This window comes from Aquirufa sp. ROCK2-A2 (assembly GCF_054558485.1).
Map to the genome: position 1 here is coordinate 511,624 of NZ_JBPXKA010000002.1, position 16,277 is coordinate 527,900.

A 16,277-nucleotide genomic window follows, 5' to 3' on the forward strand; every position below is an offset into this window, starting at 1 on the left:
AATTGGCATATAATCCTATTTAAGACTACTATTTTTTCCTTTATGACCTTTAATCGAAACAGGCAAATCCAAAAAATTGATGAAAATAATTCTGAATATGATGTATGTATCATCGGAGGAGGAGCTACAGGGGCAGGCGTAGCCTTGGATGCCACCCTAAGAGGTTATAAAGTTTTGTTAATTGAGAAAGGCGATTTTGCAGGTCAAACTTCTTCGAAATCAACGAAGTTGGTGCATGGTGGCGTTCGTTATTTAGAACAAGCGGTGAAAACCTTTGATTGGGATCAATTCAAAATGGTCTACAAAGCTTTGCATGAACGACAAATTATGCTGAAAAATGCACCACATTTGGCCCATCCTCTTGGTTTACTGACTCCATGCTATTCTTGGTTTGACCGTTTATACTACCGCATTGGCATGTGGATGTATGATAAAATTGCAGGTTCTACGAATCTAAAAAGTAGCTTAGGTATGGGTCCGAAAGAAATAGAAAGGTTAATTCCAGCTTTGGATACCAAAGGAATGAAAGGTGGTATTTTGTATTATGATGGACAATTAAATGATGCCAGGTATGCTTTGGCCATATTGCAAACGGCTGAACAACAAGGTGCTACCATCTTGAATTATGCCGCATTACATCAATTCACGATTTCGCCGAAAAGTTTGAAAGTCAAGAAATTACATTTCAAAGATTTACTTTCCGGAAAAGAACATGAAATCTCAGCCAAAGCTTTCATCAATGCCACTGGCCCGTTTACCGATGCCGTTCGAAAAATGGCCAATCCTAAATTACATGCCCGAATGAAAGTGAGTCGGGGAGCACATATTGTCCTTAAAAAGGAATTTTGGCCCGGTGAGCTTTCTCTATTAATTCCAAAAACAGATGATGGAAGGGTGGTATTTTTAATTCCGTGGAGAGATTATGTGTTGGTGGGTACCACCGATGAAGCAGATACTTTACAAGAAAGTCCGGCCATTCAAGAAGACGAAAAAATCTATTTATTGGATTATTTTAATCGTTTCGCCAAACAAAAAGCGAGTATGGAGGATATCTGTTCGGATTTCGTGGGACAAAGACCGCTTTTACAAGCAGCGTTGGAATCTACCATGAATTCAGATACCAAAACCATTGTCAGAGACCATGAAGTGGAATTCGATCAAAGAAGTAACTTAATCAGCATCATGGGTGGAAAATGGACCACTTACCGGGTGATGGCAGAGGACACCGTGGATGTGATGGAAAATGAGATTTTTGAAAAAAATAAATCCAAATGTCGTACCAAGAACTTTCAACTCATTGGAGGTGAATCGATCGATTCATTAACTTGGGAAAAAACGCTAGAAGAATTAACTATTTCAAGCGTGACAGCCAGACATTTACAAGAAATTTATGGCTCTTGTGCGTTGAAAGTACTCCAGTATTGTCAAGAGCAAGAAAAAGGCTTAGAACCCATCATCCATGACCAACCCTATTTAAAAGGTGAAATAGCGTATTTAAAAGAATTTGAAATGGCAACGAGTTTGGATGACATTCTTGATCGCCGCTGGGGAATTGAAATTAGGGATAGGGAATTGGCGGATCAGATTAGAAAGAAATTATGAAGTATGAGATAAAAAACCACTAATCATACTTCATAATTCATAATTTTAATATTCGTCCTCATTAAAGAAGAAATCGTCTTTAGTAGGATAATCTGGCCAAATTTCTTCGATACTTTCAAAAGGTTGACCATCATCTTCTAATTCTTGTAAATTTTCTACCACTTCTAATGGAGAACCTGTACGAATAGCGAAATCAATTAATTCATCTTTCGAAGCAGGCCAAGGTGCATCTTCCAAATAAGAGGCAAGTTCTAGTGTCCAGTACATAATTGTTATATTTAAATCGTAAAATTGAATGATTATTTATTCCAAATCAACTTAATACCTTAAGCCTTTGGACTGCAAAAGTAAAATAAAATTATATTTATAAAAGTTTTATTGATAAATTTTAAAAAAATATATTGTCAGAGTCATAAAAGCATAAAAATCACTCGATGAAAGTTGAATCCATAAAAGTAGAAGTTTGCTCATATTCCTTGTTTTCTTGCCTTTCCGCTGATCGTGCTGGTGCAGATAGAGTGGAATTATGTGGTTCACCTTCGGAAGGCGGAACCACCCCGTCGATCGGACTACTGAAAGCTTCATTGGCTAATACCTCACTAGAGATTCATAGCATGCTTCGCCCCAGAGGTGGAGATTTCTGTTATGAACATTCGGAAAAAGAAACGATGTTGTATGAAATTGAATCTTTACTTAAAACGGGTGTGCATGGTATGGTGGTAGGTGCTTTATTGCCAAATGGCGATTTAGATGTTGATTTCATCCGTCAAATAAAAAAAGAAGTTGGTAATTTACCCCTTACCTTTCACCGTGCAATCGATGTTTCCCGGAATCCCATGGACATCTTGGAAGGCATTGTTGACATCGGTTTTAGCCGAATTTTAACTTCTGGTTGTAAAAATAAAGCTGCTGAAGGATTAGAAATGATCGGAGAACTCGTTCATGCTAGTCAAGGCAGAATTGAAATTATGGCAGGAAGTGGCGTTTCCCCCACCAATTGTTTGGATTTTGTTTCTGTGGGTGTCGATGCAGTGCATTTAAGTGCAAGAAAGACCAAGAACTCTTTGATGGACTATCGCCGCCCGGGAATATCCATGGGCGGAGTTGCTGAAATTTCAGAATTTGAAATTGCTTATTCCAGTGAGGAAATTATCCGAGAGACTGTTGAAAAAATTCAAGCGATTAATGTCAATTAAAAGTCTACATTTCTAATTCGCATTTTGTTTATTTCAGCTGCTGATTTTTCGATGGGTTTTATCTCTTCCTTATCAAACATGTACACTAGCAGTTAAACCTACGAACGATTTGAATGAAGCGTTAGGCGGAACTTTGACTATAGAAATATTGAATATTTCACAACAGATTTGAAATGATGAACTAATCAAATAAATTGCTTTCGACCCATTCGTTTTGTGCCACCCGATTGATATCATACAAGGGAACATTGTTTCTTTGATAAGTTGGAATCGCAAAATCTTTGGCATCAGGCCCCCCTTTTTTGTAGATATCAATCAATTTACTGAAACGAACTTCTTCGCTTTCAGGGGTATTCGAAGTTGATTTATTTTCAAAATCAGAAAAATCAAATGTTTCGCCGGGTGTCAATACTGGATTTTCAGCGGATCCATAATGACTTGTATCACCAAAAAGGAATTCATCCAAGGCATTTTGCTCATGTTCAAATCCAGCGGCAATGACCGTTAAATATAAATCATCTCCCAAGGATTCATCCGTTGAAAAACCGAATTTTACCATATCCGCTTGGGTAGAAACTCGAGCCATCAAGTAATCCACAATGATGGATTGTTCATCCATTCGTAAATCTCTGGTACTACTTGTAGCTACAGTTATCAAAATTCGTTTCGCTCCTTTAATTTCTTGAGAATTCAACAAAGGTGATTCCAAGGCTTCGCTGATGGAATCCAAGGCTCTTGTTTCCCCTTTTCCCAATGCAGAGCTCATCATCGCTTGACCTGCATTTTTCAATACCTTCTTCACATCCATGAAATCCGTGTTGATATCGCCAGGTTTTGCAATTACGTCCACCACACTTTTGACAGCCTTGGCAAGAACATCATCCGCTTTAGCGAAAGCATCCTTTACAGCTAGTGATTCGTAGATTTGTGCCAATTTATCGTTCATTACAACCAAAACCGTGTCGCAATGCGTTTTTAATTCTTGAATACCATTTAAGGCATATTGGATCTTATCTCTACCTTCCCATGAATAAGGCGCCGTTACAACAGCAACAGTCAACAAACCTCTTTCTCTTGCAATTTCAGCTATGACTGGCGCTGCACCTGTTCCAGTTCCTCCACCCATACCGGCAGTTATGAAAATCATTTCTGTTCCTGAAGTCAAAACAGCTTCGATCTTATCTTTACTCTCGATTGCTGCTTTTTTACCAACTTCAGGATCTGTTCCAGCACCCAAACCTTGGTCACCTAATTTGATTTTTGTCTTCACCGGGTTCGATGCAAGTGCCTGCGAATCCGTATTACAAATAATTAAATCGGCTCCTTTGATCTTCATATTATCCATATGGCGAACCGCATTTGAACCACCACCACCGATACCAATTACCTTGATAATGGATTTAAAGGAAGATTCTGGAACGGATTCAATATTATGATCAAAAAAGGAAGGACTGTTGTTACTCATTATTATGAAATTTTAGAATACAAATTTTGGCAAAATTAATAAAATAAGGCGACAATTACTCTTTTCCCCAGCGCCATTCTCCTCCTAACTCTAATTCTCTTTTTAAATTTTGTTGAATAAAGAAGTCGCGAGTAGAATAAAAGTCCAAACGTTGCGCTGGAAACTTGGGCACATTTGCCAAACCATACAATAACATGGCCGTATATTTCACTGTATTTTTTAATTCTTTTTCGTTGACCAAATTAAATCCATCGCAATTGGCATGGTAGCAATCCACCACTCCTTTTCCCAATCTTCCCATGGGAGTGCTTGCGGGAATTCCTTCCATCAGGAAAGTTTGATGATCGGAATGTAAACTGGCAGAATTCGTCAATTGATTTTCAAAATCCGCATCAATCGATTTGATTTTATCCCCAATTTCTTTCAAGATTGTCATCATTTCTTTTCGTCCTCCTCCATTAAAACCATGGACATCATTGGTCATATCCAAATTGATCATGTAAACAATTTCGTCGATATCACCTGTTTGTTTCGCTTTTTGCATGTAAGCTTTGGAACCTAATAAACCCTCTTCCTCACCCATGAACGCTACAAATTCTATCGTACGTTTACTTTTTAAACCCAAGGCTTTGAATGTCCGAGCAATATCAATGACTGAAAAAGAACCAATTCCATTATCAATTGCTCCTTGTGCTAAATCCCAAGAATCCAAATGTCCACCAATGACAATCTTCTCGTGCTTGTATTTCCGATTATCTCCTTTCAACGTGGCAATAATATTTCTTGCTTTAATTGGCTGACTAACATTGTGCATTTCAATCATGGACAATAATCCAGGCTGAGATTTCAACCAAGAACGAATTTCAGTACCATTTTCATAGGAAATACAAACGGCAGGAATGGAAATTAAATTTCCTGTAACAGAGGCGGTTCCGGTTAACAACACCTGCCCTTTGACGGTATTGACAAAAATAACCCCAATAGCACCATGTTCGATGGCCAATGCTGTTTTTTCTGATCGGTGAATATTTTTTTCACCTGGCTTTGCATCCAATAGGCCAATGTTCATTAAAGCTACTTTCCCTTTAACTAAGTCTTTTTTCAATTCAAAATCGGAATCCAAACCATTTCCTATATCGACAATATTTCCTGTAATATTGGCTTCAATAGGCGTCATTGCTAATGAAACTACGGGTACATCTCGGAAGTCGTCTGATTTTGGCGGAGCAATGGATAAAGTTACGGTATCTCTTGCCCAAGCCTCTACTTGAAAAGATTGATATTTCGTGTCTCTAAAACCATATTTTTTGAACAATGAAAACGCATATTCCTCTGCTTTCTTTCCTTTATCACTACCGGTTAGACGATGACCCATGGTATTACAAGCAAGTCCCAAAGTAGAATAAGCTTGAGAATTCTGATTCACCTCATCCTTGATTCGCTTAAAGACGCTTTCGAGACTTTCCTCACCAATTAAAGGGATATTACTGGAGGACAAAAACAATAAAAAAACAATGGAAATAGATAGTAAAAATCGGTTCATCGAGGAGGTTATAACAGAAAGAAAATTATAATCAGAAATTTAGCTCTTTTTGTGATTTTATGCAAATGTTTTATAGATTTGAAAAACTGTTAATCAAAACCTATTCCCATGAGTTCAATTTTCGCCGGAGAACTAGCCGGCACCGCTACCCTACTTTATATTGGTAATGGCGTTGTAGCCAATGTACTTTTAAAAAATACCAAAGGACACCAAACTGGATTATTAGCTATCGCAGCCGCTTGGGCATTTGCGGTCACTATTGGCATTTTTGTTTCTACCTATTTCGGTAGTCCGGGTGCCCATTTAAATCCCATTGTAACCATCGCTGAATCAGCCAAATCAGGTGATTGGTCATTATTTCCTACCTATGTAGGAGGACAATTATTGGGTGCGATGTTGGGACAATTATTGGTTTGGATTCAATACAAACCTCATTATGATATCACTGAAGATGCAGGAGCCATCAAAGCCTCTTTTTGCACAGATCCTGCTATTAAAAATACCACTTTCAATTTAATTTCAGAGATACTACCATCGGCATTGATCGTTTTTGCGCTTGGAACATTTAGCTCTATCACACACGGATTAGGGCCATTCTTGGTCGGAATATTGGTTTGGGCTGTAGGTTTAGGCTTGGGCGGCACAACGGGTTATGCTGTAAATCCTGCCAGAGATTTAGGGCCAAGAATCATGCATGCCATTTTGCCTATTAAAAACAAAGGGGGTAGCGATTGGGCTTACGGTTGGATTCCTGTTTTGGGACCTTCTTTAGGGGCCTTATTAGGTGTATTTTTATTATCTCTAAAATAATCAACAGATGTACATTGGATCAATCGATCAAGGAACAACAAGTTCTCGTTTTATTATATTTAACAAAGCTGGAGAAATCATCTCCATGGGACAAAAAGAACATGAGCAAATCTATCCTCAAGCAGGATGGGTAGAACATGATTCTGCTGAAATTTGGCAAAACACCCAAGAAGTGATAGGTTTAGCCTTGGGTAAAGCCAATTTAACAGCTTCGGATTTAGCGGCGGTAGGTATCACCAATCAACGCGAAACAACTGTTGTTTGGAACAAAAAAACTGGAAAAGCCTATTACAATGCATTGGTTTGGCAAGATACTCGCGTAGGTTCTGAATTATCTGAATTAGCCAAAGATGGCGGAACGGATCGCTTTAGAGCTAAAACCGGATTGCCTTTAGCCACATATTTCAGCGGCTTAAAACTTCGTTGGTTATTGAACAATGTTCCCAACGTCAGAGAAGACGCTGAAAAAGGAGATGCTCTGTTTGGAAATATGGACACGTTCATTGCCTGGCATTTAACGGGTGGAACAGAAGGTGGAATTCATATAACCGATGTAACGAATGCGAGTCGAACACAATTAATGGATTTAGCCACATGCCAATGGGACGATGAAATCCTTCAGGTGCTCAATATCCCCAAGCAAATGCTTCCTGAAATCAAATCTAGCTCCATTGTTTATGGAAAAGCTAGAGGTGTACTTAGTGGTGTTCCATTAGCAGGTATTTTAGGGGATCAACAAGCCGCTTTGGTTGGACAAACATGTTTTGATCCTGGTCAAGGGAAAAATACATATGGTACAGGTTGCTTTATGTTGATGAACACTGGCACAAAAGCCATTCCTTCGCAATATGGACTCTTAACAACGGTTGCCTATCAATTGGGCAACGAACCTGTACATTACGCCTTAGAAGGTTCCGTGGCCATAACAGGCGCATTGGTTCAATGGCTTCGTGATAACTTAGGTCTGATACAACAAAGTTCAGATATTGAAACATTGGCGGCAGAGGTGGAAGATAATGGTGGATGCTATTTTGTGCCTGCCTTCTCAGGACTTTATGCCCCCTATTGGAAATCAGACGCTAGAGGTGTCTTGGTTGGACTAACCCGATACATCAACAAATCACATATTGCTAGAGCAGCCTTGGAAGCAACTGCTTTTCAAACATGGGAGGTCTTGGAAGCCATGGAAAAAGACGCTGGTATTCCTATCACTTCTTTACGTGTTGATGGTGGAATGGTTGTGAATGAATTATTAATGCAATTCCAGTCAGACATTATTGGCCAAGAAGTGATCTGTCCAAAAATCATTGAAACAACGGCTTTAGGCGCTGCTTATGCGGCTGGATTGGCCGTTGGATTCTGGGAAAACTTAGCGGATTTAAAGAAAAATTGGGCGATCAAAAATCGATGGAATTCACAAATGCCGGCCGAAAAAAGAGCGCATTTACAACACCAATGGAAAAAAGCGGTAACAAAAAGCTTTGATTGGTCAGAGGAATAATATTTTAAGGTAATAGGTAAAAGGTAATAGAGGAAAACATTACTAACTATTACCTTTTACCTTTTACCTATTACCTTTTACCTAATTAACTTTTACCTAATTACATTCTCTTCACTTTCTCAACATTCGCTCTGGTGGTTCCATAAGCTGGACAATTGGAACTTTTGGAACATGAACTTACGGCTAAAGCGGTAAGAAGCATGAAGGCAGCTATTTTTTTCATATGATTAGTTTAGACTGAAGCTAATTTAGTTTTTTTTGTTGCAATATCTGCCACCTCTTTCACTGCTTTTTCAGCACTTAATTCATTATAACCCAAAATACTCAACATAGAGCCACTGGTTTGTTCTTCAGAGAATAAACGGGTTGTGATGGTTCCATCTTCTAATCGGTCTACAATGACATGTTTAGGAGCAGGAATTAAACAATGTTGAATTCCACCATAACCACCTAAAGATTCTTGGTAGGCTCCCGTATGGAAAAAGCCAACAAATTGTCGTTCGGTTGCCTCCTCAAATATCGGTAAATACAAATCTGAACTATGCGCTTCCGTATTATAAAAATCCATGGAATCGCAAGTTAAACCTCCTAAATTGACTTTTTGATAAGGAGAACTCCAATTATTAACCGGCAGCATGATGTATTTTTGATTCATTCCCCAAGAATCGGGTAATTGAGTAATGAAAGATCCATCAATCATGTACCAAAGTTCCTTGTCATTTTGAAGTTTTTGGTCAATAATTTCATACAATACGGCTCCACTTTCTCCAACCGAATAAGAACCAAATTCGGTAAAAATGTTTGGAACAGGTACATTATTTTTATTGCAAATCCATGAAATAGACTCCACTATTTCATCCACCATGGCTTGGTAATCGTAATTAAATTGCAATGAAGTTTGAATAGGTAATCCTCCACCCAAATCAATGGAATCCAATTCCGGACAAATCTTCTTTAACTCGCAATACTTGTAAATAAATCGGCTTAATTCTGACCAATAATAGGCACTATCTTTGATACCAGTATTGATAAAGAAATGTAGCATTTTTAAATTAAAACGCGGATTAGGCTTGATTTTCTCCTCATACAAAACACTCACATCCGAATAACGAACTCCCAAACGGGAGGTATAAAATGCAAAATCCGGTTCCTCATCCGTTGCAATTCGAATAGCAAGATTTACTTTTTCTGCCGTCACCGACTTTTCATAAAAGTCGATTTCTTTCAAATTATCCAAAATAGGGATACAGTTGAAACCTTCATTGATCAATTCTGAAATATATTGGGTATACAAAGGCTGTTTGTATCCATTGCACAAAATATAAGTAGACTTGGAAATTTTACCTCTGCGGTGCATATCACGAATAATCGGAATATCAAATGCGGAACTTGTTTCCAAATGCACACTTGGTTGTTGCATAATTTCTTCCAAAACAAAAGAAAAATGAGAAGATTTTGTACAATAACAATAGGTGTAATTCCCTTTGTAATTATATTTTTTGATGGCATTTCTAAACAAAAGCTTAGCATTTTCAATATGCTCACCAATTTTGGGCAAATAAGAAATCTTCAACGGCGTTCCATATTGTTTAATAATTTCCATCAAAGGAACATTATTGAATAACAATTCATTATTCTCGTTGATATTGAATTCACGTGTTGGGAATTCAATGGTTTGATCAATTAGATCTACGTAATTTTTCATTTACTTATACCAAAAATTTAAATCGAATCATTTTGACTCGTGTAAAAACGTGCAAAACTGCAATAAAAGTATGTACTTTGCAAACTATTCTACAAATGTTATATGCCAAAAATTCATTTTATCGCAATCGGAGGTGCAGCGATGCATAATTTAGCACTAGCTTTAAAAGCAAAAGGTTACCAAATAACCGGCTCTGATGATGAAATTTACGAGCCTTCGAAAAGTCTTTTAGAAGCCAATGGAATACTCCCGGCCGAGTTTGGTTGGTTTCCAGAAAAAATCTCTAAAGACTTGGATGCTGTGATTGTGGGTATGCACGCAAGGGCAGATAATCCAGAATTACTCAAAGCACAAGAATTAGGCATTCCAATAGAATCATATCCTTCTTTCTTGTACAAGGAAAGCAAACACAAGCAGAGAATTGTCATTGCCGGCAGTCATGGAAAAACGAGCATCACTTCCATGATACTTCATGTGTTAAAAAAACTAAACAAAAAATTCGATTACTTGGTAGGCGCCCGCATCGAAGGATTTGAGTTAATGGCTTCTCTTTCAGATGCCCCGATTATCATCATTGAAGGGGATGAATACTTAGCCTCCCCGATTGATCGACGAGCGAAGTTCTTGTTGTACCAACCGCACATAGCCTTAATTTCGGGTATTGCTTGGGATCATATCAATGTATATCCGACATTTGAATCCTACACCGACGCTTTTAAATCGCTCATCCAAGAAATTCCAAAATCGGGCACTTTGCTCTTTGACGAAACGGATCAGGAACTTCAAAATTTAACATCATTCTGCCCAGAACATGCGGAAAAATTACCTTATTCAGCCCACCCTGCCATCATAAAAAATGGCAAAACGACTTTAAACGGAGAAGACGGTAAAAATTACGAGTTATTGGTATTTGGTGAACATACCTTAAAAAACCTCAATGGCGCGCGTTTGATTTGTGAACAAATAGGTATTAGTTCCACCGAGTTTTATGAAGCCATACAAAGTTTCAAAGGTGCTGCAAAAAGGTTGGAATTGGTAAAAGAAAAAACAACGAGTTTGATTTACAAAGATTTTGCTCATGCACCATCTAAAGTAAAAGCTACTACGGAAGCCTTGCAACAACAATATCCTGATCGAAAATTGTTTGCTTGTTTAGAATTACACACATTTAGTAGCTTAAACCCCGCGTTTTTACCGCAATATGAGGGCACCTTGTCCAAAGCAGATACAGCAGTCATTTATTTAAGTGAACATGCTCGTGCCATCAAAAAAATGGATCGAATAGAGGAAAGTGATATTCAAAAATACTTTAAACATCCCCATTTAACGGTCATACGAGATTCTGAAAGCTTAACGAAATTGTTGCAGGAACAAAATTGGGAGAACCAGAATCTGTTGATGATGTCTTCTGGAACCTTTGACGGCATCAATTATGAAATATGAGTTATGAATTATGAATTGATATAACATCATAAATCATAATTCATAACTCATAATTAGTACTATGCATTCAAAATCGCATCTAGTTCAGCTTTAAAGCTAACTAAAAGCATTTCTTTCATGCTGATTTTTCTCTTTTGAGTATTGATTTTGCTTTGAACAGGTTTTTCTCCACTTGTGCCATCTGCTTCTGAGTCGGCAATGAACATCTCCAACTCGCTACGCTCCTTTTTAGTCATATAGTCCATTTGGTTGATCATTATTTTCAACTGCTCTAAGCGAGGTTTTTCATTCAAGGCCGGATGACGGTAAGAAATCACGCGCAATAAATAATTCATTTCGAAAATTTTATCACAAGCATTTCTAAATCTTTCGGCTAAACTACGGTCAATTGTTTTAACGATGGAGGTAATTTCTTTCCACTTCACTAAATAAGCTTTCGCTAATTCGGCTGTGGCAACAATATTCACTTGATCCTTCAATTTGGTTTCTAATTCCATCATCATGCCTGTCAACTCTTGAACACGCGGATCAATTCTAGGCTTTACTTCAATTCCTTTGATACGATTGTATTTCTCAAAGAACATTTCGTTTGCCTTTTTAAAGTTTTTCCAAAGCATGGATTGCTTTTTAGGAGGTAAACCCATGACAGATTTCCATTCCCTTTGCAACTCCTTCACTTTGATAACGGAGTCGTCTATATCCTCCGCTTTTCTCAACTGGTGAACCGAGTCGATAAAGCCTTGAAGCTTGGCAATTTTCTCATCAATAATTCTATTTTTCTCCTCAAAGAATGCTCTCCTTCTTAAGAAAAATCCGTCTATGATGGCTTGAAATTCAGCAGTAAGTGAATCCTGTAATTGTTTTTCTACTGGACCCGTTTTTACCCATTTAGCTTTTACTTCCAATAAACGATCGGTGGCATTGCTTATATCTTCTTCAGACGCGATGGATTGTGCATCAGCGACTAAAGCGCGTTTAATTTCTAAATTTTTAACTTGATTGTTAACAATTAAATCCTTTAAAAATGCTTCCAAACGATCTAATTCATCAAACAATGGGATAAAATCACCCAAACCATCAAACTCAGCTAAATAAGCTTTCATTTGAATAACCTTTGTTAAAAAGGAACCTTTGTTCTGAACTTCTTCTACTTCTTTGGAAAGAATAGCCACTTTATTTTTGGCTAAATCAAAACGATTAACAAAATACGCTAAAGCTTCGCTTTCGGTATTACGTACAAAACCGATTTCTCTCTCAGGGAAATTCAAGTAGGGATTGATAAAGACTTTGCCATCGCGGCAAAATCCGAATTGATTAGATAAGGCAGAATCCATATGATATTAAAAGAGCTTCAAGCAAAACCTTGGCTCAATAAGGGTTAAAATTATTCTTAGGTGATAAACTATTTTTAATTAAGAGGCAAATCTATTCAAATTTTCATTTAATTCTAAATTTTTTTTGATTAATTCAAATTTTTATCAGTTCTTAAACATTAGAATTAAAATCCTTTAAGGGTTTTTGCGATATTTGCGTTTTACATTTTTAAAATTACTTATGAGTAACGAAACAATAATCTTTTCCATGGAGCGAGTTTCCAAAACGATACCTCCTCAGAAAACCATTATAAAAAATATTTACCTTTCTTTTTTCTATGGCGCCAAAATTGGGGTTTTAGGTCTTAATGGATCCGGGAAATCCACTTTGCTTCGCATTATTGCAGGTTTGGATAAATCATTTACCGGTGATGTAGTTTGGTCACCTGGTTACACGGTTGGATTATTGGAACAAGAACCTCAATTAGATCCAGAAAAAACCGTTTTAGAGGTGGTTGAAGAAGGAGTGGCCGAAATCAAAAACCTGTTAAAAGAATTTGATGAAATCAATGAAGCCTTCGCAGACCCAGATGCTGATTTTGACAAATTATTAAACCGTCAAGGGGAAGTACAAGAGAAATTAGATCATTTCAATGCTTGGGAGCTTGATACCCGTTTGGAGAAAGCAATGGATGCCTTACGTTGTCCGGATTCCGATGCGAAAATCAGTACACTTTCTGGTGGAGAAAAACGCCGTGTCGCTTTATGTCGATTATTGTTACAAGAACCCGATGTCTTATTACTGGATGAACCTACCAACCACTTGGATGCGGAATCTGTGTATTGGTTAGAAGAGCATTTGAGACTCTATAAAGGAACGGTTATAGCTGTTACTCACGATAGATATTTCTTGGATAATGTTGCTGGTTGGATTCTAGAGCTGGATCGTGGTGAAGGGATTCCATGGAAAGGAAACTATACCTCATGGTTGGAGCAAAAACAAAACCGTTTAGCGCAAGAAGAAAAAACAGAATCTAGAAGACAAAAAACCCTTCAAAGAGAATTGGAATGGGTTCGAATGGCACCGAAAGCAAGACAAGCAAAATCAAAAGCGCGTATCGGAGCTTACGAAAAATTATTGTCAGAAGAGAATAAACAAAAAGAAGATAAATTAGAATTGTTTATCCCTGCTGGACCTAGATTGGGAAATAAGGTGATTGAAGTTCAAGGAGTTTCCAAAAAATTTGGCGATAAATTATTGTTTGAAAATCTAAGCTTTAGCCTTCCTCCGGCTGGTATTGTGGGAATTATTGGACCCAATGGTGCTGGTAAAACTACATTATTTAAATTAATCACAGGCCAAGTTCAACCCGATGCGGGAACTTTTGAGGTTGGTGATACGGTCCAATTAGCCTATGTGGATCAAGAACATCATCAACTTAAATCAGAAAAATCCGTATATGAAACCATTGCGGATGGTAACGATTGGATTATGTTAGGTGGAAAACAATCCAATGCACGCGCCTACGTGAGTAAATTTAATTTTGGCGGAGCAGATCAAGAGAAAAAAATTGGGAATTTATCGGGTGGAGAAAGAAACCGTGTTCATTTGGCCATGATGCTGAAAGAAGGCGCCAATGTTTTATTACTGGATGAGCCAACCAATGATTTGGACGTTAATACATTGAGAGCTTTGGAAGAAGGTTTGGAAAACTTTGCGGGTTGTGCAGTGGTTATCTCCCACGATAGATGGTTTTTAGATAGAATTGCAACGCATATTCTAGCTTTTGAGGGCGAATCCCAAGTAACCTATTTTGAAGGTAATTATTCCGAATACGAGGAATCGAGAAAGAAAAGATTGGGCAATGATTTAACTCCAAGAAGAATACGCTATAAAAAATTACAATAAAACGGGTGATTTTTAACTAATCAAACATGGAATCAAGAAAAAAAATTAATGCGGTAATTGAAGAAATGGGCAAGGTTGTCGTAGGACAAGAACGCTTAATCAATCGATTATTGGTTGGACTATTTACTGGAGGACATGTTTTATTAGAAGGGGTACCTGGATTAGCGAAAACATTAACCATCAATACGCTAGCTAAAATCTTGGATTTGCATTTTCACCGTATTCAATTTACGCCCGATTTGCTTCCTTCGGATTTGGTAGGTACCATGATTTATAATCCTTTAAAATCTGATTTCGAGGTAAAGAAAGGACCTATTTTTGCCCAAATAATTTTGGCAGATGAAATCAACCGAGCTCCTGCCAAAGTACAAAGTGCCCTTTTGGAAGCAATGGCAGAAAGACAGGTAACCATAGGTGACACGACCTATCAATTAGATAGTCCATTTTTGGTATTGGCTACCCAAAATCCAGTGGAACAAGAAGGCACCTTCCCATTACCGGAGGCTCAGGTAGATCGATTCATGTTAAAAGTGTATTTGGACTATTTGAACAAAGACCAGGAATTGGAGGTCATGCGAAAAATGTCCAATTTGGATTTCAAATATCAGCCAAAAGTGATTTTAACGTTGAAAGATATCCATGATATTCAAAAAGAAATTAACAAAATCACGATCAGTGAAACCTTAGAAAAATACATCATTGAGTTGATTTTCGCTACTCGAAATCCAGCAGATTATGGATTAACTCAAGAAGCAAATTACATCCAATTTGGGGCCTCTCCTCGCGCAAGTATACATTTAAATTTAGCCTCTAAAGTCTTGGCCTATTTAGAAGGGCGTGATTACGTTTTACCAGAGGACATCAAAGAAATGGCCCCCGACGTGTTAAATCATCGGATAATTTTAAATTACGAGGCTGAAGCGGATAATATTACAACTAATCAAATTATTCAAACCATTTTAAGTTCGGTAGCTATTAATCGTTAATTCATTTCATTCATCTTAATCACTAATACCATGCAAATTTCATCCTTAACAAAAAATGTTATTTATAGCATTTTCTTGTCTTGCATTACTCTTTTTTCTAACTCGCTCTATGCACAATCGAATTCCAACTCCAATGGATTAACCGTGGAAGGCAAAGCAATCATGAAGGTAAAGCCTGACCTTTCCGTCATAACCTTAAACATTGTCCAAAGAGATAGTTTAGAAAACAAAGCCATCAATAAATTAAATGAGCAAAATAATAACTTAATCAAGTTATTGAATGGCTTGGAGATCAAGAAAGATCAAATTAGAATTGGCGATTACTCCATTTCATCCGAGCGAAATTATCTCCCAAACAGTCCAAATGAATCCTATTTAGTTCATGTATCCAGGAATAATCTGATTATTGAGATTCCAAGTAACATGAAAGTGATCGATACTTTTTACAAAAAAATGGCGGATAGTGATTTTAGCGAGGTAGGTATCCAAATCGAACACAAAATTTCCAAAGAATTAGAAGTATCCCTTCGAAATACATTGTCCAAAATGGCCATCGAAGATGCAAAAGCTCAAGCAAACAGTATCATTTCGAATTTGAATGCCAAATTAGGCCCCGTGATAACCGTTTACAAAGGAAACGCCAATGTAGCAGCGGAAAGAAATTCCAGAAAAGAAATTGCACCAGAATTATATATTCCCAAACCTATGAGTAATGATATTGCTCCTAGCCCCTTTGCTAGTCTGGAATTAAACGAAATAGAGATAGAAGAGAGAATTACGTTGGTGTTTCAAATCAATTAATTA

14 protein-coding genes are annotated in these 16,277 nt (G+C 37.5%); 8 read left to right on the forward strand and 6 right to left on the reverse strand.

Annotated features, from left to right (window positions below):
- Positions 1-42 precede the first annotated feature (42 nt).
- Positions 43-1,602 (forward strand): glycerol-3-phosphate dehydrogenase/oxidase, encoded by a 1,560-nt coding sequence (locus V7S76_RS05315; RefSeq protein ID WP_459509021.1) that lies wholly within the window; start codon positions 43-45, stop codon positions 1,600-1,602.
- A gap of 45 nt (positions 1,603-1,647) precedes the next feature.
- On the opposite strand, the gene V7S76_RS05320 is transcribed toward V7S76_RS05315, so the two are convergent.
- Positions 1,648-1,869, reverse strand: a complete 222-nt coding sequence (locus V7S76_RS05320) for a DUF2795 domain-containing protein (RefSeq protein WP_130895915.1) — start codon at positions 1,867-1,869, stop codon at positions 1,648-1,650.
- 167 nt (positions 1,870-2,036) lie between these two features.
- Between V7S76_RS05320 and V7S76_RS05325 the strand changes: the two genes are divergently transcribed.
- Positions 2,037-2,798, forward strand: coding sequence for a copper homeostasis protein CutC (locus tag V7S76_RS05325; RefSeq protein ID WP_459509022.1), 762 nt, complete (start codon positions 2,037-2,039; stop codon positions 2,796-2,798).
- Positions 2,799-2,979: 181 nt separating this feature from the next.
- Here the strand turns inward: V7S76_RS05325 and ftsZ are convergent, their stop codons facing one another.
- Positions 2,980-4,263 (reverse strand): cell division protein FtsZ, encoded by a 1,284-nt coding sequence (ftsZ, locus tag V7S76_RS05330; protein WP_459509023.1) that lies wholly within the window; start codon positions 4,261-4,263, stop codon positions 2,980-2,982.
- Positions 4,264-4,318: 55 nt separating this feature from the next.
- A complete protein-coding gene (locus V7S76_RS05335) occupies positions 4,319-5,806 on the reverse strand; it encodes a M20/M25/M40 family metallo-hydrolase (protein ID WP_459509024.1) in 1,488 nt (495 codons plus the stop codon).
- 108 nt (positions 5,807-5,914) lie between these two features.
- Here V7S76_RS05335 and V7S76_RS05340 point away from each other — a divergent pair, with 108 nt between their 5' ends.
- Both V7S76_RS05340 and glpK read left to right on the forward strand, forming a co-directional pair.
- Complete coding sequence (locus V7S76_RS05340; protein WP_459509025.1) at positions 5,915-6,616, forward strand: MIP/aquaporin family protein; 702 nt, start codon at positions 5,915-5,917, stop codon at positions 6,614-6,616.
- Positions 6,617-6,623: 7 nt separating this feature from the next.
- A complete protein-coding gene (gene glpK / locus V7S76_RS05345) occupies positions 6,624-8,117 on the forward strand; it encodes a glycerol kinase GlpK (protein ID WP_459509027.1) in 1,494 nt (497 codons plus the stop codon).
- A gap of 100 nt (positions 8,118-8,217) precedes the next feature.
- Here the strand turns inward: glpK and V7S76_RS05350 are convergent, their stop codons facing one another.
- Positions 8,218-8,340: a hypothetical protein gene (locus V7S76_RS05350; protein ID WP_459509028.1), complete on the reverse strand. Its 123-nt coding sequence runs from the start codon at positions 8,338-8,340 to the stop codon at positions 8,218-8,220.
- Between the two features lie 9 nt (positions 8,341-8,349).
- Positions 8,350-9,822 (reverse strand): type III PLP-dependent enzyme domain-containing protein, encoded by a 1,473-nt coding sequence (locus V7S76_RS05355; protein WP_459509029.1) that lies wholly within the window; start codon positions 9,820-9,822, stop codon positions 8,350-8,352.
- Positions 9,823-9,924: 102 nt separating this feature from the next.
- Here V7S76_RS05355 and V7S76_RS05360 point away from each other — a divergent pair, with 102 nt between their 5' ends.
- Positions 9,925-11,265, forward strand: a complete 1,341-nt coding sequence (locus tag V7S76_RS05360; protein ID WP_459509030.1) for a UDP-N-acetylmuramate--L-alanine ligase — start codon at positions 9,925-9,927, stop codon at positions 11,263-11,265.
- A 59-nt stretch (positions 11,266-11,324) separates the two neighbouring features.
- Here V7S76_RS05360 and V7S76_RS05365 read toward each other — a convergent pair whose 3' ends face one another.
- Positions 11,325-12,599 (reverse strand): DUF349 domain-containing protein, encoded by a 1,275-nt coding sequence (locus tag V7S76_RS05365; RefSeq protein WP_459509031.1) that lies wholly within the window; start codon positions 12,597-12,599, stop codon positions 11,325-11,327.
- Positions 12,600-12,819: 220 nt separating this feature from the next.
- Between V7S76_RS05365 and ettA the strand changes: the two genes are divergently transcribed.
- Genes ettA through V7S76_RS05380 form a run of 3 tightly spaced genes read left to right on the forward strand, consistent with a single transcriptional unit; the run spans position 12,820 to position 16,274 of the window.
- Complete coding sequence (gene ettA / locus V7S76_RS05370; RefSeq protein WP_459509032.1) at positions 12,820-14,487, forward strand: energy-dependent translational throttle protein EttA; 1,668 nt, start codon at positions 12,820-12,822, stop codon at positions 14,485-14,487.
- Positions 14,488-14,513: 26 nt separating this feature from the next.
- Positions 14,514-15,473, forward strand: coding sequence for an AAA family ATPase (locus V7S76_RS05375; protein WP_459509033.1), 960 nt, complete (start codon positions 14,514-14,516; stop codon positions 15,471-15,473).
- A 30-nt stretch (positions 15,474-15,503) separates the two neighbouring features.
- Positions 15,504-16,274 (forward strand): SIMPL domain-containing protein, encoded by a 771-nt coding sequence (locus tag V7S76_RS05380; protein WP_459509034.1) that lies wholly within the window; start codon positions 15,504-15,506, stop codon positions 16,272-16,274.
- Positions 16,275-16,277 lie beyond the last annotated feature (3 nt).